Here is a 24,292-nt window from a genome sequence, read left to right as displayed (position 1 = left end):
GGTTCTGCGTCCTCAGAAAAGATCAATTCGCGTATTAATCCCCACGGTACGGCCCATATTGACCTGCGCGACCGCGCTGCTGCCGTTCATGTAGCCATAGGTACGGTAACGACGATCGAACAGATTATCGACATAGACGGAAATATTCATCCGCTCAGTCGCCTGCCAGCCGAGGCTACCGTCCAGTGTTGCGTAAGTGCCTTGCCGCAACTGGTTGGCGCCATCGAAATAATGCGGCCCGACGAGATTGATTGCCAGTCGCGGCAGCAGTGCGCCATAGCGGGTATCAATTAAGCCGCTCACACGGCTTCCCGCACCATAACGGGGGACAAACGGCACCCGCTTGCCGCGATACAACTCACTGTCATTGGTGAACTCGGAACGGATCGCGTTGCCATTAATATCCCATGACCAGCCTGGCGCAAACCGCCATTTCACTTCCAGCTCCACGCCGGTGGCGTCGGCTTTACCCGCATTGCTTAATGTCTGCATCCCGACCGGGCCAGAGTAGAGCTGCATGTCTTTGGTACGGGTATAAAACGTCGCGGCCTGTAGCGTGACATCCGCGGTTTCGTAGCGGGTGCCAAGCTCATAGTTGATGGACTTTTCCGCGACAAAAGGTCTGGCGGCAAGGCCTGGCGTCGGCACAATATTGTATCCTGAAGGTTTATATCCCTGGGCGACGCGGGTATAGACCCGCCAGTCGTCGGTCAGCATATAGCCGGCGGATAGCTGCCCGAGTAGCCGATCGTCGTCGCTTTTTCCGCTATCGCCAAACGGGCTACCGGCCATGTTGCCGTGGTATTGCGTACTGGCCTTATCGTGTGAGAAGCGCACGCCGCCGCCGATATCAAAACGATCGGTTACATGCCAGGTCAGGTCACTGTATGCGGCCAGCGTTTCAGCGGTGGTATAACCGGTACTGCTTAAATAAGGTCCTGTCGGCATATCATAGGCGGAATTTAACTTCTCGCGGGTATTCTGCCGATAGAGCCCAAATACCATATCAACGGTACGTGCATCGCCCAGGGTTGCGGCGCGTAACTCCTGCACATCCTGATTCCAGCGCTGAGGGATATGAACAATTAGCGAACCGGAAGGGAAGGTGCGCGAATAGTGCTGCTGCTGCCAGGCGCCGATCAGGTTGAAAACCCAGTCATCGGTAGTGTATTTGCCACTCAGGGTCTGGCTGTCAGTGCAGCGCCGCATATACGGATCCGGTGAACCATCGCTGATCAATAACTTACGACTTTTAATATCACTCCATGCCACATAAGCATCCTGGGTGGCGCGAGTACATTCGCGTGAGGCGGAAAAGCCCATTTCCCAGGGCCGATTGTCCGGGGCGAGACGCAGTTTCACATTTCCTGCGCTGGCGCGGGTGCCGCCTAAATCATCGCTTCCCGTCGCGGGGTTAATCATGTCGCCGTCATCAACCTGGCGTAACAGGATGACGCTGCCGTACAGCAGGCCATCCTGAAGGGGGCCGCTGAGATTGAACTTACCCCGATAGCTATCCCGGCTGCTGACGCCGCCTTCAATATAGCCGCGCGGGGTGCTGTCCGGCTGCCGGGTGACGATATTGATGATCCCGCCCTGTGCGCTTTTGCCATATAAGGTTCCCTGCGGGCCGCGCAGTAGCTCCACGCGTTGCACATCGGCAAGCGTCTGGAGGGTGTTGGTGGCAAGCTGGGGAACGCCATCGACATACAGGGTGACCGCCGGGTTATAGAAGTCCTCTGCCGACGAAACGCCGCGTAGCGAGATGGCCGAAAAAAGCATGTTACCGCTATTTTCAATATTCAGACCAGGCAACACTCTGGGGAGTTTGCCGCTGGCAGTGACGCCTGCATCGCTTAATTCCGGCGCGCTGACCACGGTAGAGGAGACATTGTTGGCGGATGCCGAGCGGGAAGATTGTTTACTGGCGGTGACCACCAGCGTGCTTTCGTCTTGCTGTGAAGTCTGGGCATTAGCCATGGCGGGGAGCAATAATCCCCCCAGCACCAGAGGTGAAAGCCGTGTCATTTTCATTGCTGTGAGTCCCTGTAAAACGGCGAAACGCCAAAAATAGCGATAATGGTGAATTGAAAATGATAACTATTTCTAATTGAGCGGCTACCCGAAACGGGATTATTTATGCCCGTTTCGGGTCAGGGGGCGGGAATAACGACAGTTGCCCGGATGTGGAAATCATATGAGGCATGACCTTGTTAGATCATGCGTTTAAAGGCCGAAGGGGTTACGCCAAACTGTTTCTGAAAAGCGGCAGAGAAATGGCTGGCGTTGGCATAGCCCAGATCGGCCGCCACCGTCATGACGGTGGTATTGCCGTTGGCCAGGCGTCTTCTGGCTTCCTGCATGCGTTCAGCCTGAAACAGGCCATAGACGCTGTTGTTGAACAGAACGTGGAAGCCTCGCTTAATTTTGAGAACGCTCAGACCGGACTCTCTGGCCAGCTCCGCGACGCCCGGCGCTTGTGTCAGATCGGCCAGCAGTAGATCCTTCGCCCGTAGCAGTTTCTGGCGTTCCATCGGGTTGACGTGGCAGGAGAGGCAACTGGCGTCTTCGCGATGTTCATCCAGCACCAGACTGAGCATGACCAGACTTTGCCCCTGCAACCATAGCGTCGACGGCTTTTGTTCATGGCTGAAGCCGCCGTGCATGCGCATCAGCGCGTGACGCAAGGCCTGAGCCGTTAAGTGGGTTTCAGCATTACAACGCTGCTGTTGGCAACAGCAGCGGGAGTCGATCTTATTTTTAATAACCGGACTCATATCCGGTACCCATAGCGCGAGAGTTTCAGGGCTGAAGGAGAGGGTAATGCTCTCGAATCGGCCACAATAGGCGGCGCTGCCGCGGCAGTCTGGCGTATGGGTAATGTAATGGCGATTGCGCGCAAGCTCCCAGTCGGTATGGCGCCGGAGTCCCTGAATCGCAAAGCGCGATGTGCCTTCCAGGATGCACGAGAAGTTAATCCTGCCCAGATCGTCGTGTAGCTGCAACGTCTCAGGCCGCGCAAAATGGCCCCTCCAGAGCAAAATATCCATACCTTCCTGCAACGAACAGCGCAGCAGTTCACACTGAGCAGGAATATTGCCATCGTTTGCAGGTTTCCCGACCACCAACTGGTGAACAGAGATTTCAGATTGCGTTTGCGGTGACTCCGTCATGACCTGGTTATCTCCCTGTGGCTTAGACCAATGCGGGCATATACCCGTCATATTTCAAGTTGCATGTGCGTTGGCTACGGGTTACTCGGCCCATCCCTGGGCCTCGCCCTTACGGGCCGCCGCAAGCGGCGTTCAAATCTGTTCCAGACAGATTTGCCACTCACCCCAGTCACTTACTTCTGTAAGCTCCTGGGGCTTCCCTCGCTTGCCGCCTTCCTGCAACTCGAACTATTTAGGGTATAAATAGAACCGAATGGGGTAGATGAGTTATTGATAATGGTTATTATTCACATTAATTCTCAGAACGCCACCCTGAATTGTTGTTTTTGGCGTCCGTAAAAATTCATCAGGAAATTCAGTTACTCCCATGTCATCTCAATCATCCAATACTGAATCGCTGTCCCGATTTCCTCTCTGGCAGGTGATTACACCGGTTCGCAGGAAGGTTATTTTAGCGATGGCGCTGGCGGGGCTGGCGGCATTAACCAGCCTGGGGGCGCTCCTTTTTCTGGCGTGGAGCCTGCGTGACATTCGCGCGACGCCTGACGCTATTCCGGCCTGGCCGCTGGGCGGCGTGATCGGCTGCGTGGTCTTAACTTTTGTTCTGCGCTTGCAGGCGTTCAATACCTCTCATTACGCGGCTTTTCATCTGGAGAACATTCTGCGCAGCAGGTTAGCCCGTAAAGCATTGCAGCTTCCGCCTGGTGTGTTACAGCAAATGGGTAGCGGGTCAGTGGCGAAAGTGATGCTGGATGACGTGAAGTCGTTACATATCTTTGTGGCCGACAGCACGCCGCTCTATGCCCGCGCGATAGTCATGCCGCTGGCGACAATCGTTATCTTGTTCTGGCTGGACTGGCGGCTGGCAATCGCGACGCTGGGGGTACTGGCGTTTGGATCGGTTGTTCTCGTGCTCGCCCGCCAGCGTTCGGAAGATATGGCTCAGCGTTATCATAAGGCGCGCGAGCAGGTCAGTGCGGCGGTTATTGAGTTCGTGCAGGCCATGCCCGTGGTGAGAACGTTTGATAGCGGCAGCACCAGTTTTTTGCGCTATCAACGCGCCCTTGAAGAGTGGGTCGATGTGCTCAAAACCTGGTATCGCAAAGCCGGTTTTTCAGCGCGTTTTTCCTTCTCGATTCTGAATCCTCTCCCGACCCTGTTTGTCCTGATCTGGTCGGGATACGGCCTGTTGCACTATGGCAGTCTCGATTTTATCGCGTGGGTGGCCGTTTTACTGCTGGGCAGCGGAATGGCCGAAGCCGTAATGCCAATGATGATGCTCAATAACCTGGTCGCGCAAACGCGTTTAAGCATTCAGCGTATTTATCAGGTTCTCGCGATGCCGGAGTTATCGCTGCCGCTGTCTGACCAGCAGCCGCAAGAGGCGAGCATTACCTTTGAGCAGGTGAGCTTTCATTATCCGCAAGCGCGTGCTGGCGCCGCGTTGCAGGAGGTGAGCTTTCATGTGCCTGCCGGGCAAATTGTGGCGCTGGTCGGGCCAAGCGGCGCCGGAAAAAGCACCGTGGCGCGCTTGCTGCTGCGTTACGCCGACCCGGACAAAGGCCATATCCGTATTGGCGGCGTGGATCTGCGCGATATGCAGACGGACACCCTGATGAAGCAACTCTCGTTTGTGTTTCAGGACAACTTCCTTTTTGCCGACACCATAGCCAATAACATTCGGCTGGGCGCGCCGGATACGCCGCTGGAGGCGGTAATAGCGGCGGCCAGAGTGGCGCAGGCCCATGATTTTATTAGCGCGCTGCCAGAAGGTTACAACACGCGAGTCGGGGAGCGCGGGGTATTTCTCTCCGGCGGCCAGCGGCAGCGCATTACTATCGCCAGGGCGCTTTTGCAGGATCGCCCCATCCTGGTGCTTGATGAGGCAACGGCGTTTGCTGACCCGGAAAACGAAGCGGCGCTTATCAAGGCGCTCGCGGCGGCCATGCGCGGCCGGACGGTCATCATGGTCGCGCATCGTCTCTCAATGGTGACTCAGGCCGATGTGATATTGCTGTTTTCCGACGGACAGCTCAGGGAAATGGGGAACCATACGCAACTGTTGGCGCAGGGTGGCCTGTATCAACGGCTCTGGCAACACTATCAGCAGGCGCAGCATTGGGTGCCGGGTGGAACACAGGAAGAGGTGGTGGAAAGTGAAGACAAGTAATCCTGCGGATAATCTGGCCTGGCGCGTCATCTGGCGCCAGCTTATCTCCAGCGTTGGCAGTCAGGCCAGGATGCTGCGGCGCAGTATGCTGGCGCTGTTGCTGGCGGCATTCATGCAGGGGATCGCCTTTGCCTGTCTTTATCCGATCATTGATGCGCTGTTACGGGGAGACGCGCCGCAACTTCTTAACTGGGCTGTGGCCTTCAGCGTTGCCGCGATTGTGACGCTGGCGCTACGCTGGTATGGCCTGGGCTTTGAATACCGTGGTCATCTGGCGCAGGCCACCCATGAGTTGCGCCTGCGACTTGGCGAGCAGTTACGCCGCGTGCCGCTGGAGAAGCTCCAGCGCGGCAGGGCGGGCGAAATGAATGCCTTGCTGTTGGGCAGCGTGGATGAAAACCTCAATTATGTTATCGCGATAGCCAATATTTTGCTGCTCACTATTGTCACGCCGCTGACGGCGTCGCTGGCGACATTGTGGATAGACTGGCGGCTGGGGCTGGTGATGTTGCTGATCTTCCCTCTGCTGGTGCCGTTTTATTACTGGCGCCGCCCGGCGATGCGGCGACAAATGCAGACGCTGGGGGAAGCGCACCAGCGTCTGAGCGGCGATATCGTTGAATTTGCTCAGGGGATGATGGTATTGCGCACCTGCGGCAGCGATGCCGATAAAAGCCGGGCGCTGCTGGCGCATTTCAATGCGCTGGAAAACTTACAGACCCGCACTCACCGTCAGGGCGCTGGCGCGACGATGCTGATCGCCAGCGTCGTGGAGTTGGGCCTACAGGTGGTGGTGTTATCCGGGATCGTCTGGGTGGTGACGGGCACTCTGAACCTCGCCTTTCTGATTGCCGCCGTCGCGATGATTATGCGCTTTGCAGAACCGATGGCGATGTTTATCAGCTACACCTCGGTTGTGGAACTGATCGCCAGCGCCCTGCAACGGATTGAGCAGTTTATGGCGATAGCACCGCTTCCCGTCGCAGAGCAAAGCGAGATGCCGGAACGTTATGATATCCGCTTTGACAACGTCAGCTATCGCTACGAAGAAGGCGACGGTCACGCGCTTAATCATGTTTCTTTGACGTTCCCGGCAGCCAGTATGAGCGCGCTGGTGGGCGCCTCCGGCGCAGGCAAAACCACGGTCACCAAACTGTTAATGCGCTATGCCGATCCGCAGCAAGGGCAGATTTCTATTGGCGGCGTCGATATTCGCCGCCTGACGCCGGAACAGCTCAATAGCCTGATTTCTGTTGTTTTCCAGGATGTCTGGCTGTTTGATGACACGCTGCTGGCGAATATCCGTATCGCGCGCCCACAGGCGACGCGACAGGAGGTGGAAGAGGCCGCCCGCGCGGCGCAGTGCCTTGAGTTTATTTCCCGTCTTCCGCAAGGCTGGCTGACGCCAATGGGAGAGATGGGCGGCCAGCTATCGGGCGGCGAGCGCCAGCGGATTTCCATTGCCAGAGCGTTATTGAAAAACGCGCCGGTCGTCATTCTCGATGAACCGACCGCCGCGCTGGATATTGAAAGCGAGCTGGCGGTGCAAAAAGCGATCGATAACCTGGTTCACAACCGGACGGTGATTATCATTGCTCACCGTTTATCCACCATCGCCGGGGCCGGAAACATTCTGGTGATGGAAGAGGGACAGGTGGTTGAGCAGGGTACTCATGCGCAATTGCTCTCTCATCATGGACGTTATCAGGCGCTGTGGCAGGCGCAAATTGCCGCGCGCGCGTGGCGCGACGACGGGGTTTCCGCGTCTGGAGAGTGGGTGTATGAGTGATGTTCAGTCGAATGTGAAACCGCTGATGTTGACGACCGGGCGGGTGATTTTTGCTATTGCCGGCGTCTATGTGACGCAGAGCCTGGTATCGGCGCTGTCTATGCAGTCCTTACCCGCGCTGGTGCGCGCTGCTGGCGGATCGCTGGCGCTTGCCGGTGCGACAACCCTGTTTATGCTGCCCTGGGCGCTGAAGTTTATTTGGGCGCCGTGGATCGAACGCTGGCGGCTTCCGCCCGGTAGCCCGGAACGCCGTTCCCGCATGTTAATCCTGCGTGGTCAGGTCGCGTTAGCGGCGATCCTGGCGATTGCCGCAGCGATTGGCTGGTTTGGGCGAGAAGGGGGATTTCCCGATACGCAAATCGTCGCGTTATTTGTTCTGTTTATGGTGGCAGGTACGGTCGCCTCCACCATTGATATCGCCAGCGACGGCTTTTGCGTCGATCAACTGACCCGCGCGGGTTACGGCTGGGGAAACAGCGTGCAGGTCGGCGGCAGCTATCTGGGAATGATGTGCGGCGGCGGGGTGTTCCTGATGCTGTCGGCGGCATCCGGCTGGCCTGTCGCCATGCTGATGATGGCGATGTTGATTATGGCGCTGTCATTCCCGCTATGGCGGATTACGGAGCCGACGCGAACAGCGACTATCCCGCATGTTCCGGCGTTAGGTTATGCGCTAAGGAGGAAGCAGGCGCGCCTGGGCTTACTGCTGGTATTGATGCTGAATTCAGGCATGCGGTTTGTGCTGCCTCTTCTGGCGCCGCTGTTGTTGGATCATGGGTTGAGCATGTCCGCGTTGGGCGCGCTGTTCAGCGGCGGCAATATTGCGGCGGGCATAGCAGGAACGCTGGCCGGCGGATTGCTGATGAAATACACCTCACCCGGCAGAGCGCTGTTGACGGCTTATGGCGTCCAGGGGATCGCGCTGCTGGCGGTGGTGATGACGCTCATGATGGCGCCGGGTCATCTGCTGCTGCCGATTCTCCAGTGTCTGGTCATTGTCCAGTCCATTTCGCTGGCCTGCGCGCTGGTCTGTCTTTACGCCACGCTGATGTCGCTTTCATCACCTTTGCAGGCCGGTGTCGACTTCACCCTCTTTCAATGTACTGACGCGGCAATCGCCATTCTGGCTGGCGTTATCGGTGGCGTTGTTGCTCAACATTTTGGCTATGCGGCCTGCTTCCTGTTTGCCGGGGCATTCACGTTGCTGGCGGCGTGGGTGGCTTATATCCGGCTGCATTCGGCAAAAGAACTGATGACAAGCGCAATGGATTGATCCGGGAATATCACGCCCGTTTGACGACGAAGGTGTGATATCTGCGCATATCAAGGCTGTTGATATGCAGAAACAAAAGACCAGGTACGGTTATTTGTCAATGTCGCAGGAAATCAATAAAATAGAGAGCAAAAGTCACGCTAGTTCCATAAAACTGTGATCCTGATCAACATCGATAATCATCAATGCATTAAATATTACATACGGAAAATAAATGTAATGTATTGGTGGTGAATTTTATGGCGATTAAAGATTTTTTTGTACAAACAAAACCCGGTCGGCGTCGTTATGGCGTAGCGCTATTTGTTGGGGTGATTGCAGGGATTATGTCGGCGTTTGTGAAATGGGGGGCAGAAGTTCCTTTGCCGCCGCGTACTTTCTCCGGCGGCAGGGATGAATTTAATCCCCCTTATCTTTTCCTGCGCGACTACCTGGGAATAGACCCCACCCATACGGTGTATACTTTTTCCGAGCACATTATCAATCCGGTGATGGTCACGCATATTATATTCTCTCTGGTATTTGCCGTCGGCTATTGCGTTGTTGCCGAAGTTTTCCCGAAGGTTAAATTATGGCAGGGGGTATGGGCAGGTATTGTCGCCACTATCGCCGTTCACTGGATCTCTTTTCCGTTACTGGGCCTGACGCCTTCATTATTGAATATTCCGGCGGATGAGTATATTTCGGAACTGGTGGGACATATCTTTTGGTTCTGGGCAATTGAGATGATTCGTCGCGATCTTCGCAACCGCATCACTCACGAGCCTGACGCTGAAGTGCCCCTGGACGCGCCGTTCAGATAAGCCGTCATGAAAGAACCCGTGATTTCGCGGGTTCTTTAGGGCAGCAGTCTGACTACGCCAGAGATTGAGGCATCGTATTCATCGCAAAGTTGAGAATCTTTTCGCCGTCAAATGAAGCATAAGGCAAACTTTCAATAACAGCGATTTCTTGCCCGGATTTCAACGCGTTAATAAACTCTTCAATCTTATACTGAATATGCGGAGCGACCAGAACACCATCATAGGCAGGCGCGACGCTAAAGAAGTTTTCAACACCAACGGCGCTGATTAAGAGGTCTAATGCCTGGTTATCGGCGATTTTTTGCATTTTTCTGGCAATAATTCCTGCTGTTGCGCCGAACAAGCAACATATTAATAATTTTTTCACGATTTAACCCTCGGTGAGATACCGAGGCTACATTATTCCTCTACCGTTAACGAAAATGCGCGACATGTCAATTTTACAGGTTAATTTCTTGCGTCCATTTTATTCTGACCGTCGCCATCACAGAAGCTAAAAAACGCAAACGTGCGTGATGCTGTGAATGGTTGGGGATGATTCGCCGATTACTTTTTTTTACGTGAAATAACGAAGCGATCGCCAACGCGCGTGAGCTTCGCCCCATTGACACAGTATTCGACGGCAAACTTAAAAAACGTATCCGAATCAAGTTCGAAATCCAGTTCGATTTTTATGGCCTCGCCGGACTGCAGAAGCTGCTTTGCCTGTTCCAGATTGTTGGCTTTTACTGTTTCCATCTCTTCACCTCGTTTTTGCTTTTGCACTGATGGCCTCCGAACCCTATCTTACAACGTTTGTATTACAGCCGTGCGACAGCGAGTTCTTATTGGCTTTTCCGCCGTAGGCAATCTCCGTTATTGCTATGGGTTCTTCGCGGTATGCCGGGCGGGCACCCACAGGTTGTGATCACAGAGCGGACTAACGGATTCTATCCTCCTCTCAATGAGCGGAAATTTCCAGCGTACAATGGTCGACCATCGGTAAGTGCCGGGAGCACGAACCTTCTGTCTGGAGCCATTGGGCCGCCAGCGGCGCTCACGACAGACTAAATTCCCCACAACTTCAATGCCTTCACGCCAGGGGGCGACAGGTGGGTTGATAAATTCCTGGTAAATATTGATACTGTATAAAAACACAGTGTCATTGCAAGTGAGTTTATTATGATGTTCTACAAACCGGTTGAATTGCGCCAGGTCATGTCGATTCCGCTGTTTAGCGACCTTGTTCAGTGTGGATTTCCCAGTCCGGCGCAGGATTACATTGAGAAGGGGATTGACCTCAACGAGCTGTGTGTCCGTCATCCTGCGGCAACCTATTTTGTCATGGCGACAGGCATGTCGATGGTTGACGCCGGTATTTATGAAGGCTCGCTGCTGGTGGTAGATCGCAGTCTGAAAGCGAAGCATGGCGATATCATCATTGCTTCACTGGCCGGTGAATATACGGTTAAGCGTTTGTGCACTCATCCCATCATGCAACTGCTGCCGATGAATCCCGATTTTCCGCCGATTGTGCTACACAATGACGGCGAAGATCTGGAGATTTTTGGTGTTGTCACTTTCAGTATCAACAGGTTTCGTTAATGTTTGCCCTGGTGGATGTCAATTCATTCTATGCCAGCTGCGAGATGGTTTTTCGCCCGGATTTACGCGGGCGTCCGGTGGTGGTGTTAAGCAACAATGACGGCTGCGTGATCGCCAGAAATGATGAGGCTAAATTGCTGGAGATCCCGATGGGCGCGCCATATTTCAAGGTGAAATCGCAGTTTGAACGCCATCAGGTGGCGGTATTCAGCAGCAATTATGCGCTGTACGGTGATATGTCCCAACGGGTGATGACGCTTCTTGAAGAGCTGGCTCCTGCGGTTTATCAATATTCCATTGATGAAGCCTTTGTGAATCTTAGCGGAATGCACCGTTCTGAGGAGCTTGAAGCATTCGGTCGCCATGTGCGAAGTACATTGCTCCAGTGCACCGGCCTGACGGTGGGCGTGGGGATCGGGCCGACGAAGACGCTGGCCAAACTGGCCAATTATGCGGCAAAAAGATGGTCAACATTCTCGGGTGTTGTCGATCTCTCTTTGCCGGTCAGGCAGCGGAAACTGCTGGCGCGGGTTGACGTCGGTGACATCTGGGGCGTTGGCCGCCGCACCGCGAAAAAACTCAATGCGATGGGGATTAACACCGCGCTTGAGCTTGCCGGAACGCCAACTGCACTGATCAGAAAGCATTTCAGCGTCGTGCTGGAGCGTACTGTACGAGAACTGTGCGGCGAACCCTGCCTTGCACTGGAAGAATTTATCCCGAGTAAACAGCAAATTATCTGCTCGCGTTCATTTAGTCATAAGGTGACTGAATACGAACTGATGCGGGAAGCCATATGCAGCCACGCGGCGCGCGCCGCCGAGAAGCTGCGCGCAGAGCATCAATATTGTCGCTATGTTTCCGCCTTTGTGAAAACCAGTCCGTTTGCGGGTAATGAAGCCTGCTACGGCCAAAACGCCGGTACCAACATCCCGATCCCGACCCGGGATAGCCGGGATATTATCAAGGCGGCGATAAAATGCCTGGATACAATCTGGCGGGAGGGATACCGGTATCAAAAGTGCGGGGTGATGCTGGGGGACTTCTTTAGCCAGGGCGTGGCGCAGTTCGGATTGTTTGATGACTATCAACCACATGCTAATAGTGAAGCACTTATGACGGTGCTGGATTCCGTCAATCAACGAGAGAAAGGTCAGCTTTGGTTTGCCGGGCAAGGAATCGCGCGTCGCTGGGAGATGAAGCGGCACAGGCTGTCGCCAGCCTACACCACCCGGTTGAGTGATTTGTTGCGGGTGAAGCTGTAAAGCGTTGCTATCTACGATTCATGCTATCGTCGAAGCGCTGATCACGCTCGTCGGGTTGTTACCCGCAGGGCCGCAGTGATTCGGTTTCCTGTGGACGTTAGCCCGCCAATAGGTTTTTTCCCCATTCTCTATGCTTTTTCATCAGTGAATTCAGTGGCATGTCGCGACTAACTCTTGCGTAACCGTTGTGTAGGGCTAGACTACGGAAATCAGCATAAGTTAACGGAGGTTCAGTGGACGCAATTAAGGGCTCGCAACTCCAGGTGCCGGATGCCATTTTTGCCTGGGTGCTGGACGGGCAGGGCGGCGTGAAGCCGCTGGCGGACAGCGACATTATTGATAAGGAACATCCTTGCTGGCTGCATCTTAACTATACCCATGTTGACAGCGCGCAATGGCTGGCGTCGACGTCGCTGCTGCCCAATAATGTGCGCGGTGCGCTGGCCGGAGAAAGCACGCGCCCCCGCGTGACGCGGATTGGCGATGGGGCACTAATTACGCTGCGCTGTATCAACGGCAGCACTGATGAGCGCCCGGACCAACTGGTGGCGATGCGCCTGTATATGGACGAGCGTTTAATCGTCACAACCCGGCAGCGTAAAGTTCTGGCGCTGGACGATGTACTTGGTGACTTGCGTGAGGGGAATGGTCCGGTAGACGGCGGTAGATGGCTGGTGGAAGTCTGTGATGCGCTGACCGATCACGCCAGCGAGTTTATTGAGCAACTTCATGACCGGATTATCGATCTGGAAGATGATTTACTGGACCAGCAGATACCGCCCCGCGGCTTTCTGGCGCTGTTGCGCAAGCAGCTTATCGTTATGCGCCGCTATATGGCGCCGCAGCGTGATGTTTATGCCCGTCTGGCCAGTGAACGTTTGCCGTGGATGACAGACGACCATCGGCGGCGGATGCAGGATATTGCCGAGCGTCTGGGGCGTGGGCTGGATGAAATTGATAGCTGTATTTCCCGCACGGCGGTGATGAGCGATGAGATCGCGCAAATTATGCAAGAATCGCTATCACGCAGAACGTATACGATGTCGCTGATGGCAATGGTCTTTCTGCCGAGCACTTTTTTAACCGGACTGTTTGGCGTTAACCTCGGCGGGATCCCGGGTAACAGCTGGCATATGGGGTTCCTGGTTTTCTGCGTAATGTTAGTTGTTCTCATTGGGGGTGTTACATGGTGGTTGCATCGTAGTAAATGGTTGTAAAGAATCGCCTTTTATCATAATGATGATGCTGAAAACCCGGTAATGTTTGAGCGAAATCAATAAACTCTCCCCCTGTTCAGGGCAATATCCTTAACGCAGGTGAATGCAACGTCAAGCGATGGGCGTTGCGCTCCATATTGTCTTACTTCCTTTTTTGAATTACTGCATAGCACAATTGATTCGTACGACGCCGACTTTATTAAGTCGGCTTTTTTTTGCGCCCTCTTTGTCAGCTTCTACGCTTAATGGGTGTACCCGCCCATCACCGGAGTCAATATGTGCTATCAGTCGCTAAACTCAATACCTGTCCCCCCTGAACCGAATGAGCCGATTCCTGTGCCAGATCCCCGGCCGCGGCCGCATCCGCTACCGGATCCGCCGCCAGACGATGAACCGATTAAGTTGTCGCATCGGCGGCGGAGATCTGCGAGGATACGCGCCTGCGGATTGTCCGCCCTTTAACGTAATGCGAGAAATTATTGTGACCGCTTTTTCAACTCTGAATGTTTTGCCCGCCGCCCAGCTAGCTAACCTGAATGAACTGGGATATCTGTCGATGACCCCGGTTCAGGCGGCGGCCTTACCGGCTATCCTCGCGGGTAAAGATGTGCGCGTGCAGGCGAAAACCGGCAGCGGTAAAACGGCGGCATTTGGCCTCGGATTACTCCAGCACGTTGACCCATCGTTGTTTCGAACCCAGGCGCTGGTGCTGTGTCCGACCCGTGAACTGGCGGATCAGGTGGCCGGAGAACTTCGTCGTCTGGCGCGCTTCCTGGCAAACATTAAAATTTTGACGTTGTGCGGCGGTCAGCCTTTTGGCGCTCAGCGCGATTCGCTCCAGCATGCGCCGCATATTATTGTCGCTACGCCGGGGCGCTTACTCGATCACCTGCAAAAGGGCACCGTATCGCTGGATGCCCTACAAACGCTGGTGATGGATGAAGCGGACCGGATGCTGGATATGGGATTTAGCGACGCCATTGATGAAGTGATCCGTTTTGCGCCGGTTTCACGTCAGACGCTGTTGTTTTCCGCGACCTGGCCGGAGGCTATCGCGGCTATTAGCGGCCGGGTGCAGAACAACCCGCAATCCATTGAAATTGATGCCGTTGATGCGCTGCCGGCTATCGAACAGCAGTTCTTCGAAACCACGCAATACGGTAAAATCGCGCTGCTGCAAAAGTTACTGAGCCAGCATCAGCCCACCTCGTGCGTGGTGTTCTGTAACACCAAAAAAGATTGTCAGGCCGTCTGCGACGCGCTGAACGCTGCCGGGCAGAGTGCGTTATCGCTGCATGGCGATCTTGAACAACGCGATCGCGATCAGACGCTGGTGCGTTTCGCCAACGGCAGTTCGCGGGTGCTGGTGGCGACAGACGTCGCCGCTCGCGGGCTGGATATCAAGTCGCTGGAGCTGGTGGTGAATTATGAGCTGGCCTGGGACCCGGAAGTTCACGTACACCGCATTGGCCGTACCGCTCGCGCCGGCGAAAGTGGGCTGGCTATCAGCCTTTGCGCGCCGGAAGAGGCGCAGCGGGCGAATATTCTTGCGGAAATGTTGCAACTGAAGCTGAACTGGATAAACGGCCCGACGAGCAGCAACATTGTGCCGCTGCAGGCAGAGATGGCTACGCTGTGTATTGATGGCGGTAAGAAGGCTAAAATGCGCGCGGGCGATGTGCTGGGCGCGTTAACCGGCGATATCGGCCTTGATGGCGCAGACATCGGTAAGATCAACGTCCATCCGGCGCATGTCTATGTCGCCGTGCGTCAGCCGGTGGCGCATAAGGCGTTTAAGCTGCTGCAAAACGGGAAAATTAAAGGTAAAGCCTGCCGGGTTCGCTTACTGAAATAAGCGAAGAAAGCGCGTCTCAGGTGACGATCTGAGACGCGGGGCGGTTATTTCACTTCGACAACGTTCAGGCGTAGTTCATTCAGTTGCGCTTCATCTTCATCCGGCTGCCAGCCTGCAGGCTGCAGCGGGATCTCTTCGCGATCGAACGCCAGGTCGCCGCCGTTGACTACTGCGGATCCGTGGTGAATACCTTTAAAGTCGAACAGATTGACGTCGCTCAGATGCGACGGCACCACGTTCTGCATTGCGCTGAACATGGTTTCGATGCGGCCCGGATAGCGTTTATCCCAGTCGCGCAGCATATCGGCAATCACCTGACGCTGGAGGTTAGGCTGTGAGCCGCACAGGTTGCATGGAATGATTGGGAACGCTTTGGCCTGAGAGAAACGCTCAATATCTTTTTCGCGGCAGTAGGCCAGCGGACGAATAACGATATGTTTACCATCGTCGCTCATTAGCTTCGGCGGCATACCTTTCATCTTCCCGCCGTAGAACATATTCAGAAACAGGGTCTGCAGAATGTCGTCGCGGTGATGTCCCAGGGCGATTTTCGTCGCTCCCAGTTCCGTTGCCGTGCGATAAAGAATGCCGCGACGCAGACGAGAACAGAGTGAACAGGTGGTTTTACCTTCCGGGATTTTTTCTTTAACAATGCCGTAGGTGTTCTCTTCAACAATCTTATATTCAACGCCCAGTTGCTCAAGATATGCTGGCAGGATATGCGCCGGGAAGCCCGGTTGCTTTTGATCGAGGTTGACCGCTACCAGCGAAAAAGAGACCGGCGCGCTTTTTTGCAAACTGCGCAAAATCTCCAGCATGGTGTAGCTGTCTTTACCGCCGGAGAGGCAAACCATAATGCGGTCGCCTTCTTCAATCATATTAAAATCGGCGATCGCTTCGCCTACATTGCGGCGCAGGCGCTTCTGCAACTTATCGATATTGTATTTCTCTTTCTTTGTAAAGTTATGATTTTCTTGCATTATTAACATTCTCAAAATCGAAAAAGGGCATATAGGGGGCAAAATGTGTTAGAGCCCAGGCCGGGAATTCAGCATAGAAACCTGGTCGCCGTTCATCTTTTCTATCCATGTACTATAAACGTCGTACACCATTTGCGCGTTTTCATGCCCCATCTGATTGTCTATAAAAGACGGGTTTGCGCCAGCCGTCAGGAGCCAGCAGGCAAAAGTATGCCGCGTATGGTACGGATTCCTGCGGTGAATGCCAGCGCGTTTTGCGGCGTCTTCCCCTCTATTGCCGATATGCGATGAGATTTTGCCTTTTTCCGTTCCGCGACCGGGGAGCGGCGCGATAACGGATACAGGTTACAGACATGATTGGTACAGAGATAAAACGGTTTACAACTATTTCCCGATAAACGCTTATGCGATCAATATTCGGCAGGGGGCGTCGCAGATGTGACGGAGACATCTACATGTCATCACTCATCACGCGGTGTTTTATACACGTCAGTATGACGCCATCAAACCACATACATTTATTTCTGACGTTATTGGGTGACGGACTCTTTAAAAAGATGTTGGTAATAAAAACCAATAAGATCAGTATGATTGGGATCGTTATGAGGATTTTCATTATCTGACGGCCCAGTGAGTAAGAATATTCCACTAAACTACACCGGAAATGTGATTCAGAACACATTAATTTAGCGTCCCGCCCGACAGCCGTATGCAAGAGCTGCCGGGCAGGCTGGTGCCATTCGGGCAGAACAGACACCATGAATGATTGTATTGGTGGCTTGGTTGATAAACCAGACGTTCGTGGTTTTCCGGTCATCTTTCAGAGTTGTCCTGATAAACGCCCTGGTGATTTGTTTATCGATTGAGTGACACGCTGAGTTGCTCTGTGCCATGACATGAATAGCATGGACAGCGCCACCATCGACTTTACCGGCAGGTCTGCCATAGGCAACCCGGTGCGCTCGTCTGGTCAATTCGTTGAGGATGAGCGCTTCGCTACCCGCCAGCCCCACGAAATTCTGCGTGTTATAAATCAGCGCAGGAGAAAATGATTGCGCTGATTCCGTATAAATAACCAGTATTGGTGTGGGCGAATCAGGAACGCATCGATAAACCTGCTCTTTAGTTATTAAACGGGATTAAGTGCATTTTTTCCTGCAGCAGCGGCATCAGCCATTCGATAAATAATCGCAGCGGGCGCGAAAGATGCCTTCTGTGTGAGTACAGAATATTAACCGGCAGCGGGCGCGGCAGAAAATCCGGCATCACCGTGTGCAATGTACCGGCGGTCAGCATGTCGTGTACGTCGTACTCGGGGATCTGGATCAGCCCCATGCCAGCCACGCAGGCCGCGATGTACGCTTCGGCATTATTTACCGTCAACAGCGAATCAACCTCGGTGCTGAGTATCTCACCATCGCGCTCCCACTCCCAACGTTCCCGGCGACCTGTTGTGGGAGAAGAATACCCAACCGCAATATGCCTGCTCAGTTCCTGCGGAGATAACGGCATACCGTAACGGGTGATATAGGCCGGTGACGCCACGTTGATTATGCTGAGATATCCAACCCTCCTGGCCACCATACCCGAATCATTTAGCACACCGACACGTACGGCGCAGTCCGTGCCCTCTTCGGCGAGATTGACGCTACGGTCTGTCACGCCTGGCTCTACCTGAATGGCCGGGTAGCGGGAAAAAAAATCGGGCAGCGCGGGAATAATGATACCTCTCCCGACCCGACCGGGAACATCAACTCGAATTTTCCCCGTAACCTGAGCACGGGTTCGCCTGAACAGGTTCTCTGCCTCCTCGACGTCCTGAACGACAACCTGACAGCGTGTATAAAATGTTTCCCCGTCAGAGGTCAGCGACACCTGACGAGTGGTCCGGTGAAACAGGCGGGCATCAAGCCGGGCTTCCAGTTCGCGGATGGCGGCAGAGACGGTCGATGCTGGTCGGTTCATGGTTACAGGCCATTTACCCGGTTTTTTGACGCAGCGATCGGTTCCGTTAATCGATGATTTTGGCAAAAATAGCGTATTTCTTGTTTTCGCCCGTTTGATTCAGTGGCCGGTGCGGTTCACCGTCATTATGAAGAGACATGCTCTCTCTTGGCTGCGAATGGCATGGGCCGTTTCCCGCGCGCCCCATGCCTCCAGGCATTGCGCTGAAACTTTCTGCTGCGAGATCCGATTCACTCCAGTCTTGATCTGCGGGCGGAACTCGCCCCCGTGGGCAGCGCAAACCCGGTTTGAGATTTCACCAGACTTACCCGAAAAAGTAACACGTTGGCTTGATAGTCGCTGACAACTTCCAGCGTTCTCGTCAGGGCGTATTTTGATAGTGCCATAAAGACTGCTCCTGACTCAGTTGGATGTGCAACTTTTAGGGGGCAGTCCTGTGGGCTAATGGCGATCAGCGCACAACCAGCACTGAGCATTCGGCGTGGCGTACCACGGCGGCGGCATTAGAACCGAGCAGATAGGTCGTAATATCCGGACGATGCGAAGAAATAATGACCAGGTCTGCCGGAAGTGATTTCGCCAGCGTGAGGATTTTATCTTTCGGCGAGCCCTCTGAAACGTGAAAGTGAACGCGATCTTCAGGGATATTAAACTTTGACACGATCTCTTTCAGCCGCGCTTCCGACTCGGCTCTCAGATCATCCATCGCCGGTAGCTCTGCGGTATAGGCCATTCCCAGCGAAGCGTAATAGGGAAGGGAGGGAATGACGGTCAGGAAATGGACCTCGGCATCATCGATTCTGGCTTCAGACTCAACGTGCTTGATAACGCGGTCAGTTAGTTCTGTATCGGAAACATCGATGGGCACAAGAATCATTCTGTTCATAAAACCTCCTGTTAATGTAACCACTAAAAGTGTAGGCCATCCAGGCAATTATTGTACATTGAGCATACTCACACTTTTGCCATCAGGCGCGGCGGCGCTCGGTATATTTACCTTTAATCACGCCATCGTAAAAACGACCCTTAGAAACAACCTGCAGAAAATCGCGGTAAATACGCGGTGGCACGCCGATATACTGTAGCGTTTTGTTATCGCGAAAACGGATTTCAAGCGTACCTGATGTGTCGTCATAAGCGATGGAGGTGATTCGGGATGATTTTACGGGATGATGGTGCATGGCAGGCGTCCTCTACGGCTACGTCAGTTCCTGGAAGCAATATATCATTCATCGGACGATTATTTTAAGGTAACAGATATATTGTTTTGTTTTGAATATGGTGCTTAAGGGCATGAAAAATAAGTCTCCTCCGGCATACACGGAGGAGACCCAGAACCTGATTCATCAGGGGGATTTCACTTGCTGCCTTAGCCCATCAAACACCTTGCGCTTTGAACGGGCCGGGCGCTTATTATGGACAGCGAAACACCAGCGTATTAACTTTCAGCCGCTGATTTTTCCGCCTTACCGGCCAGTTGGGTGAGGAAGTCATAGCGTTTTTGCAGATCCAGCGTCGCATCTTTCCACAGTTGCTCGGCCACTTCCGGCTGCTGGGCGTTCAGACGACGGAAACGCTGCTCATGCAGTAGCGTCTCAGCCAGCGCATCTGACGGCGGACGGGAATCCAGCGCCAGCGGGAGCTTACCTTCATCGGCACGACGTGGGTCGAAGCGGTACAGCGGCCAGAATCCGGTAGCGGTTAACTGACGCATCTGATCGTGGCTCAGGGCCAGGTCGTAACCATGCTCTTCGCAAGGACTGTAGGCGATAATCAGCGATGGTCCCGGATAAGCTTCCGCTTCCTGAATCGCTTTCACCGTCTGATTCAGCTGCGCGCCCAGCGAAATTTGTGCCACGTAAACGTGACCGTACATCATCATGCTGACGCCCAGATCTTTGCGCGCTTTGCGCTTGCCGTGTTCGCCAAACTTAGTCACCGCGCCCAGCGGCGTGGCTTTTGACGCCTGGCCGCCGGTGTTGGAGTAGCACTGGGTATCGAGCACCAGGATATTGACGTTTTCGTTGAGGCTCAGCACATGGTCGAGACCGCCAAAGCCAATATCATAGGCCCAGCCGTCGCCGCCAATCAGCCAGATGGATTTTTCCACCAGCGCGTCGGCGTCGGTTAACAGCTCCTTCGCACCTTCTTCATTTGCCAGTACCTTGCGCAACTCGGCCACCTGCTCGCGGCGCATTTCAGGCGTTGCTTCGGCATGCAATGCGTCATTCAGCTCAGCCGGAAGTTTATTAGCGAACTGCGACAGCAGACGCATGACGCGCTGACGGTGTTGATCGACGGTGAGACGGAAACCAAGGCCGAATTCGGCGTTATCCTCGAACAACGAGTTTGCCCATGCCGGGCCACGGCCATTGGCATCGGTGGCGTATGGCGTGGAGGGCAGGTTGCCGCCGTAAATCGATGAACAGCCTGTGGCGTTGGCAATCAGCATCCGGTCGCCATAAAGCTGAGTCAGCAGCTTGATATACGGCGTTTCGCCACAGCCGGAACAGGCCCCTGAATATTCAAAGAGCGGAGTGATCAGCTGCGAGGTGCGGATATCGATACGTTCCAGCTTGCTGCGATCCATTTCCGGCAGATGGAGGAAGTAGTCATAATTCACTTTCTCTTCTTCAACGTGTTCAAGGCGCGACATCATATTAATGGCCTTGATTTCCGGGTTTTGCCTGTCTTTCGCCGGGCAAACTTCAACGCACAGGTTACAGCCGGTGCAATCTTCCGGCGCGACCTGCAAAACGTATTTTTGCCCGCGCATATCGCGGGATTTGACATCCAGTGAGTGCAGGCTGGTCGGCGCATGTTCCATTGCCTCCGGCGAGACCACTTTCGCGCGAATTGCCGAATGCGGGCAGGCGGCGACGCAGTGGTTGCACTGGGTGCAAAGTTCTTCCTTCCAGATCGGGATCGCTTCGGCGATATTGCGTTTTTCCCAACGCGTGGTCCCCATCGGCCAGGTGCCGTCCGGCGGCAGCGCGGAAACCGGCAGCGTATCGCCAAGCCCCGCCAGCATTGCCGCGGTCACGGTTTTGACGAAATCCGGCGCCGCGTCGGACACCACCGGCGGACGGTCTGGGCTGCTGGCATTGATCGGCTGGAGCGGCACTTCCGCCAGAGACTCGCGGGCCAGCGCCAGCGCCTGCCAGTTACGCTCCACCAGTTCCTGACCTTTATTGCTGTAACTTTTGGCAATCGCCCCCTGCAGCGCCGCGAGGGCGCTATCACCCGGCAAAATTTGCGTCAGATGGAAGAATGCCATTTGCATGACGGTGTTGATGCGCGCGCCAAGACTGCAGTCGCGGGCGATCTTCGCCGCATTGACGATATAGAACCGCGCTTTTTTCTGGTTCAGTATCGCCTGCACGTCCCGCGGCAGACGCGACCAGACTTCATCGGTGCCGTAAGGCGTGTTGAGCAGGAAAATACCGCCTGGCTTCAGTCGTTCGACCATCTGATATTTGTCGATAAACTGCAACTGATGACAGCCGACGAAATCAGCCTGGGAAATCAGATAAGAAGAGCGAATGGGTTTTTCGCTGACGCGCAGGTGTGAAACCGTCAGCCCGCCGGCCTTTTTTGAATCATAGACGAAATAGCCCTGTGAGAACCACGGTGTCGAGTTGCCGATAATCTTGATATTGTTTTTGGTCGCCGAGACGCTACCGTCGCTGCCAAGACCGTAGAACAGGGCTTCCAGCTTCGCTTCTGATGGCAGGGTATTTTCCAGCAACGGCAGGGAAAGGTTGGTAACGTCGTCGTAGATACCGACGGTAAAGCGCGGTTTGGGTTTAGCGGCGCTCAGTTCGTTGAAAATCGCCAGCACGCACGCCGGACCGAACTCTTTTGAAGAGAGACCGTAGCGGCCACCAATAGTGCGCGGCAGGGTTTCGCGTTCGCCGCGGTTGAAGGCTTCCGCCAGCGCGGTCATCACGTCGAGATAGAGCGGTTCGGCCTGAGCGCCAGGTTCCTTGGTACGGTCCAGCACCGCCACCGCGCGGGCGGTTTCCGGCAGGGCCTGCAGCAGATGGGCCGCGGAGAAGGGGCGATAGAGGCGAACTTTCAGCACGCCGACTTTTTCCCCGCGGTGCAGCAGTTCATCCACCACTTCCTCGCAGGTGCCGATCGCGGAGCCCATAATCACGATAACGCGTTCCGCCTGCGGATGACCGTAAAACTCAAAGGGTTTGTACTGGCGTCCGGTGGCGGCGGCAAAATCGTCCATTGCGGTTTCGACACACTCATAGACCGCGTTGTACCACGGATTCGTCGCTTCGCGGGACTGGAAATAGGTATCCGGGTTGGCCGAGGTGCCGCGGATCACCGGATGTTCCGGGTTCAGGGCGCGCTGGCGATGTTCATCGATCTTATCCTGCGGCAGCAGGCTACGAATGGTATCGTCTGCCAGCGGAGCGATTTTGTTGATTTCGTGCGAGGTGCGGAAGCCATCAAAGAAATGAATGAATGGCACCCGGCTTTGCAGCGTGGCGATATGCGAAATCAGCGCAAAATCCTGCGCTTCCTGCACGCTGCTGGCGCAGAGCATCGCGCAGCCGGTCTGACGTACGGCCATCACGTCGGAGTGATCGCCGAAGATAGAGAGCGCGTGGGTGGCTACGGTTCGGGCAGCGACGTGCAGCACAAACGGCATCAACTGGCCCGCCAGTTTGTACAGCGTCGGGATCATCAGCAATAACCCCTGGGATGACGTAAAGGAAGTCGACAGGGCGCCGGTTTGCAGCGCGCCGTGAACCGCGCCGATTGCTCCGGCTTCGGACTGCATTTCGACGACGCGGGGGACATCGCCCCAGACATTTTTCAGCCCATCGCCAGCCCAGGCGTCCGCCTGTTCCGCCATCGTCGAACTGGGCGTAATCGGGTAGATGGCGATAACTTCACTGGTGCGAAACGCAACTGACGCGACCGCGCCATTACCGTCGATAGTGATCATAAGAAGACACCCTTACATTGCGCAAAATAAAGAAGCGACCCGGCAAAACGCCGCAAGTCCTGTAATTATATAAGGGTTATTTTAGCAAACTGACCCGCTAACCATTTTCGCATTTGTGTCCTTCATCTGCGCTCCATCAATGATGAGATCAATTTTTGCCCGGTTAGTGGCGAAATCAGCTAACCAGAGGGTGTCAGATGCTTCAATCTATTCATCGGGAAACGGGATAAACGCGATCGGTCGTGGAAATATATCAGGGCGTCGTGACCCTTTCCCTTCGCCGCTGGCCGGGGGGCGCGAATAAGGCAAACCTAAACCTTCGCCACAGTTCGTCAGATCAATTCTGCGCAAAAAAATTGCCAGAAAATGTTAATGAGGCGCATAAATACCCGATTCGCCTCTCGACGCGGCGCGCTGAGCTGCCTATTATTCTTGGGTTTGTTCATTTTCAGATGTCTCTGAGGGGGGAAGATGCGAGCAGCGTTTTTAGTGGGATGTGCCGCGTTATTACTGTCGGCCTGTAGCAGCGAGCCTGTACAGCAGGCGACGGCGGCGCACGTGTCGCCAGGGATGCGTGCCGCGATGAGCAGCACTGGTCAGGCAAACTGCGCGATGATCGGGGGGGCAGTATCGGTGGCCCGCCAGCTTGATGGTTCGCTTATTGGCATGTGCGCATTGCCTAATGGCAAGCGTTGCAGCGAACAAGCGCTGGCAGGCGGCAACTGCGGAAGCTATTAATTCACCAGGTCGGCGAGTTTATACACCAGCGTCTGGTCAGCGGTCGCCAGCGTCAGCTGCGTTTCCGTCAGGTCGACCTGTGCGCCTTCGCGCAGCATTTTGCTCAGCGTCGCATCCAGCGTATTCAACTGCGGGTCCGTGCAGAGCATGCGGGTCATCGCCAGTTCTTCCACCTTCAGCTCGCCGTCAGAGACTTTACCCGTGCCGCTAAAGCGGTTGCACATATTGCCTGAAACGTACATTTTGCCTGTTATTGGCATCTTTTCGCCAAAGCTCAGCTCCAGAGGCTTATCGGCGGCTTTCAGCGGCTGACCGTTGATGCTGGTCAGCACAAAACGATGGTGCTGAAGCTGTTCTGCGTGGGTTGACACTTTATTGTTATAAACGCAGCCCGACAGTAACACTCCCGTCGCCAGCAGTGCAGCAAACTTGTTCATTTATTCTCCAGAAATATTTATAGCATCAATAAGATAAAGGGATTGTAACTGTACTGCAGACCATTTCTGTGGGGAAT

The 24,292-nt window shown here is 54.6% G+C and carries 21 protein-coding genes and 1 pseudogene; 10 read left to right on the top strand and 12 right to left on the bottom strand.

The genetic code is table 11. The annotated features are described in order from the left end of the window. Window positions 1–12 precede the first annotated feature (12 nt). Together ABK821_RS06060 and ybtA are read right to left on the bottom strand one after the other, a co-directional pair. Window positions 13–2,034 (bottom strand): TonB-dependent receptor, encoded by a 2,022-nt coding sequence (locus ABK821_RS06060; RefSeq protein WP_343178503.1) that lies wholly within the window; start codon window positions 2,032–2,034, stop codon window positions 13–15. A gap of 179 nt (window positions 2,035–2,213) precedes the next feature. Further along, complete coding sequence (gene ybtA / locus ABK821_RS06055; protein ID WP_343178504.1) at window positions 2,214–3,173, bottom strand: yersiniabactin transcriptional regulator YbtA; 960 nt, start codon at window positions 3,171–3,173, stop codon at window positions 2,214–2,216. Window positions 3,174–3,630: 457 nt separating this feature from the next. On the opposite strand from ybtA, the gene ybtP reads away from it, so the two are divergent. The 4 genes from ybtP to ABK821_RS06035 all read left to right on the top strand — a co-directional run bounded on the left by ybtP (window position 3,631) and on the right by ABK821_RS06035 (window position 9,208). Next, a complete protein-coding gene (gene ybtP / locus ABK821_RS06050; protein ID WP_343178532.1) occupies window positions 3,631–5,343 on the top strand; it encodes a yersiniabactin ABC transporter ATP-binding/permease protein YbtP in 1,713 nt (570 codons plus the stop codon). Then, window positions 5,330–7,132 carry a yersiniabactin ABC transporter ATP-binding/permease protein YbtQ gene (ybtQ, locus tag ABK821_RS06045; protein WP_343178505.1) on the top strand — a complete coding sequence of 601 codons (1,803 nt, stop codon included), beginning with the start codon at window positions 5,330–5,332 and terminating at the stop codon, window positions 7,130–7,132. The genes ybtP and ybtQ overlap by 14 nt, the downstream gene beginning before the upstream one ends. After that, window positions 7,125–8,405, top strand: a complete 1,281-nt coding sequence (ybtX, locus tag ABK821_RS06040; RefSeq protein WP_343178506.1) for a yersiniabactin-associated zinc MFS transporter YbtX — start codon at window positions 7,125–7,127, stop codon at window positions 8,403–8,405. The genes ybtQ and ybtX overlap by 8 nt, the downstream gene beginning before the upstream one ends. Before the next feature lie 239 nt (window positions 8,406–8,644). Next, window positions 8,645–9,208: a DUF1440 domain-containing protein gene (locus ABK821_RS06035; RefSeq protein WP_138362712.1), complete on the top strand. Its 564-nt coding sequence runs from the start codon at window positions 8,645–8,647 to the stop codon at window positions 9,206–9,208. A 52-nt stretch (window positions 9,209–9,260) separates the two neighbouring features. Here ABK821_RS06035 and ABK821_RS06030 read toward each other — a convergent pair whose 3' ends face one another. Both ABK821_RS06030 and ABK821_RS06025 read right to left on the bottom strand, forming a co-directional pair. After that, window positions 9,261–9,575, bottom strand: a complete 315-nt coding sequence (locus ABK821_RS06030) for a PTS sugar transporter subunit IIB (RefSeq protein ID WP_142502040.1) — start codon at window positions 9,573–9,575, stop codon at window positions 9,261–9,263. A gap of 179 nt (window positions 9,576–9,754) precedes the next feature. Then, window positions 9,755–9,946 carry a hypothetical protein gene (locus ABK821_RS06025; RefSeq protein WP_142502039.1) on the bottom strand — a complete coding sequence of 64 codons (192 nt, stop codon included), beginning with the start codon at window positions 9,944–9,946 and terminating at the stop codon, window positions 9,755–9,757. 423 nt (window positions 9,947–10,369) lie between these two features. Here ABK821_RS06025 and umuD point away from each other — a divergent pair, with 423 nt between their 5' ends. The 5 genes from umuD (at window position 10,370) to dbpA (ending at window position 15,129) form a co-directional block, all read left to right on the top strand. Next, entirely contained in the window at window positions 10,370–10,792 is a 423-nt protein-coding gene (gene umuD / locus ABK821_RS06020; protein WP_138362715.1) for a translesion error-prone DNA polymerase V autoproteolytic subunit, read from the top strand. Beyond that, complete coding sequence (gene umuC, locus ABK821_RS06015) at window positions 10,792–12,057, top strand: translesion error-prone DNA polymerase V subunit UmuC (RefSeq protein WP_343178507.1); 1,266 nt, start codon at window positions 10,792–10,794, stop codon at window positions 12,055–12,057. Before umuD ends, umuC begins: the two co-directional genes overlap by 1 nt. A gap of 233 nt (window positions 12,058–12,290) precedes the next feature. After that, window positions 12,291–13,274, top strand: coding sequence for a zinc transporter ZntB (gene zntB / locus ABK821_RS06010; RefSeq protein ID WP_138362717.1), 984 nt, complete (start codon window positions 12,291–12,293; stop codon window positions 13,272–13,274). Between the two features lie 276 nt (window positions 13,275–13,550). Further along, entirely contained in the window at window positions 13,551–13,736 is a 186-nt protein-coding gene (locus ABK821_RS06005) for a hypothetical protein (RefSeq protein WP_343178508.1), read from the top strand. A gap of 19 nt (window positions 13,737–13,755) precedes the next feature. Continuing rightward, complete coding sequence (gene dbpA / locus ABK821_RS06000; protein ID WP_343178509.1) at window positions 13,756–15,129, top strand: ATP-dependent RNA helicase DbpA; 1,374 nt, start codon at window positions 13,756–13,758, stop codon at window positions 15,127–15,129. Window positions 15,130–15,173: 44 nt separating this feature from the next. Here the strand turns inward: dbpA and ttcA are convergent, their stop codons facing one another. The 7 genes and pseudogenes from ttcA to nifJ all read right to left on the bottom strand — a co-directional run bounded on the left by ttcA (window position 15,174) and on the right by nifJ (window position 23,040). Continuing rightward, complete coding sequence (gene ttcA / locus ABK821_RS05995; RefSeq protein WP_138362719.1) at window positions 15,174–16,109, bottom strand: tRNA 2-thiocytidine(32) synthetase TtcA; 936 nt, start codon at window positions 16,107–16,109, stop codon at window positions 15,174–15,176. A 48-nt stretch (window positions 16,110–16,157) separates the two neighbouring features. Further along, window positions 16,158–16,445: pseudogene (locus ABK821_RS05990) on the bottom strand (tyrosine-type recombinase/integrase); the annotation flags it as partial. A 786-nt stretch (window positions 16,446–17,231) separates the two neighbouring features. Continuing rightward, window positions 17,232–18,074 carry a LysR family transcriptional regulator gene (locus ABK821_RS05985; RefSeq protein ID WP_343178510.1) on the bottom strand — a complete coding sequence of 281 codons (843 nt, stop codon included), beginning with the start codon at window positions 18,072–18,074 and terminating at the stop codon, window positions 17,232–17,234. Window positions 18,075–18,304: 230 nt separating this feature from the next. Further along, entirely contained in the window at window positions 18,305–18,460 is a 156-nt protein-coding gene (locus ABK821_RS05980) for a hypothetical protein (protein ID WP_185929242.1), read from the bottom strand. Between the two features lie 65 nt (window positions 18,461–18,525). After that, window positions 18,526–18,960 carry a universal stress protein UspF gene (uspF, locus tag ABK821_RS05975; protein WP_343178511.1) on the bottom strand — a complete coding sequence of 145 codons (435 nt, stop codon included), beginning with the start codon at window positions 18,958–18,960 and terminating at the stop codon, window positions 18,526–18,528. Between the two features lie 82 nt (window positions 18,961–19,042). Then, window positions 19,043–19,255: a KTSC domain-containing protein gene (locus ABK821_RS05970; RefSeq protein ID WP_138362722.1), complete on the bottom strand. Its 213-nt coding sequence runs from the start codon at window positions 19,253–19,255 to the stop codon at window positions 19,043–19,045. Window positions 19,256–19,512: 257 nt separating this feature from the next. After that, window positions 19,513–23,040, bottom strand: a complete 3,528-nt coding sequence (gene nifJ / locus ABK821_RS05965) for a pyruvate:ferredoxin (flavodoxin) oxidoreductase (protein ID WP_343178512.1) — start codon at window positions 23,038–23,040, stop codon at window positions 19,513–19,515. A gap of 471 nt (window positions 23,041–23,511) precedes the next feature. Between nifJ and ABK821_RS05960 the strand changes: the two genes are divergently transcribed. After that, on the top strand, window positions 23,512–23,778 hold the full coding sequence (locus tag ABK821_RS05960; protein WP_138362724.1) for a DUF333 domain-containing protein: 267 nt from the start codon (window positions 23,512–23,514) through the stop codon (window positions 23,776–23,778). On the opposite strand, the gene hslJ is transcribed toward ABK821_RS05960, so the two are convergent. Beyond that, window positions 23,775–24,215: a heat shock protein HslJ gene (hslJ, locus tag ABK821_RS05955; protein WP_138362725.1), complete on the bottom strand. Its 441-nt coding sequence runs from the start codon at window positions 24,213–24,215 to the stop codon at window positions 23,775–23,777. The genes ABK821_RS05960 and hslJ overlap by 4 nt on opposite strands. Window positions 24,216–24,292 lie beyond the last annotated feature (77 nt).

The sequence above is a fragment of the Klebsiella sp. KE9456 genome (genome assembly GCF_043832615.1).
Taxonomy (GTDB): domain Bacteria; phylum Pseudomonadota; class Gammaproteobacteria; order Enterobacterales; family Enterobacteriaceae; genus Klebsiella; species Klebsiella indica.
The sequence above is the reverse complement of the archived record's forward strand: the minus strand, read 5'-3'. Positions and strand labels throughout refer to the sequence as shown.

Coding starts and splice junctions, on each gene's coding strand:
- ABK821_RS05985 (WP_343178510.1), bottom strand. CDS start 18,074: ATGAACCGACCAGCATCGACCGTCTCTGCCGCCATCCGCGAACTGGAA.
- ttcA (WP_138362719.1), bottom strand. CDS start 16,109: ATGCAAGAAAATCATAACTTTACAAAGAAAGAGAAATACAATATCGAT.
- ABK821_RS05960 (WP_138362724.1), top strand. CDS start 23,512: ATGCGAGCAGCGTTTTTAGTGGGATGTGCCGCGTTATTACTGTCGGCC.
- ABK821_RS06060 (WP_343178503.1), bottom strand. CDS start 2,034: ATGAAAATGACACGGCTTTCACCTCTGGTGCTGGGGGGATTATTGCTC.
- ABK821_RS06035 (WP_138362712.1), top strand. CDS start 8,645: ATGGCGATTAAAGATTTTTTTGTACAAACAAAACCCGGTCGGCGTCGT.
- uspF (WP_343178511.1), bottom strand. CDS start 18,960: ATGAACAGAATGATTCTTGTGCCCATCGATGTTTCCGATACAGAACTA.
- ABK821_RS06005 (WP_343178508.1), top strand. CDS start 13,551: ATGTGCTATCAGTCGCTAAACTCAATACCTGTCCCCCCTGAACCGAAT.
- ABK821_RS06025 (WP_142502039.1), bottom strand. CDS start 9,946: ATGGAAACAGTAAAAGCCAACAATCTGGAACAGGCAAAGCAGCTTCTG.
- nifJ (WP_343178512.1), bottom strand. CDS start 23,040: ATGATCACTATCGACGGTAATGGCGCGGTCGCGTCAGTTGCGTTTCGC.
- hslJ (WP_138362725.1), bottom strand. CDS start 24,215: ATGAACAAGTTTGCTGCACTGCTGGCGACGGGAGTGTTACTGTCGGGC.
- ybtA (WP_343178504.1), bottom strand. CDS start 3,173: ATGACGGAGTCACCGCAAACGCAATCTGAAATCTCTGTTCACCAGTTG.
- ABK821_RS05970 (WP_138362722.1), bottom strand. CDS start 19,255: ATGCACCATCATCCCGTAAAATCATCCCGAATCACCTCCATCGCTTAT.
- umuC (WP_343178507.1), top strand. CDS start 10,792: ATGTTTGCCCTGGTGGATGTCAATTCATTCTATGCCAGCTGCGAGATG.
- ABK821_RS05980 (WP_185929242.1), bottom strand. CDS start 18,460: ATGGCACTATCAAAATACGCCCTGACGAGAACGCTGGAAGTTGTCAGC.
- umuD (WP_138362715.1), top strand. CDS start 10,370: ATGATGTTCTACAAACCGGTTGAATTGCGCCAGGTCATGTCGATTCCG.
- ybtP (WP_343178532.1), top strand. CDS start 3,631: ATGGCGCTGGCGGGGCTGGCGGCATTAACCAGCCTGGGGGCGCTCCTT.
- ybtX (WP_343178506.1), top strand. CDS start 7,125: ATGAGTGATGTTCAGTCGAATGTGAAACCGCTGATGTTGACGACCGGG.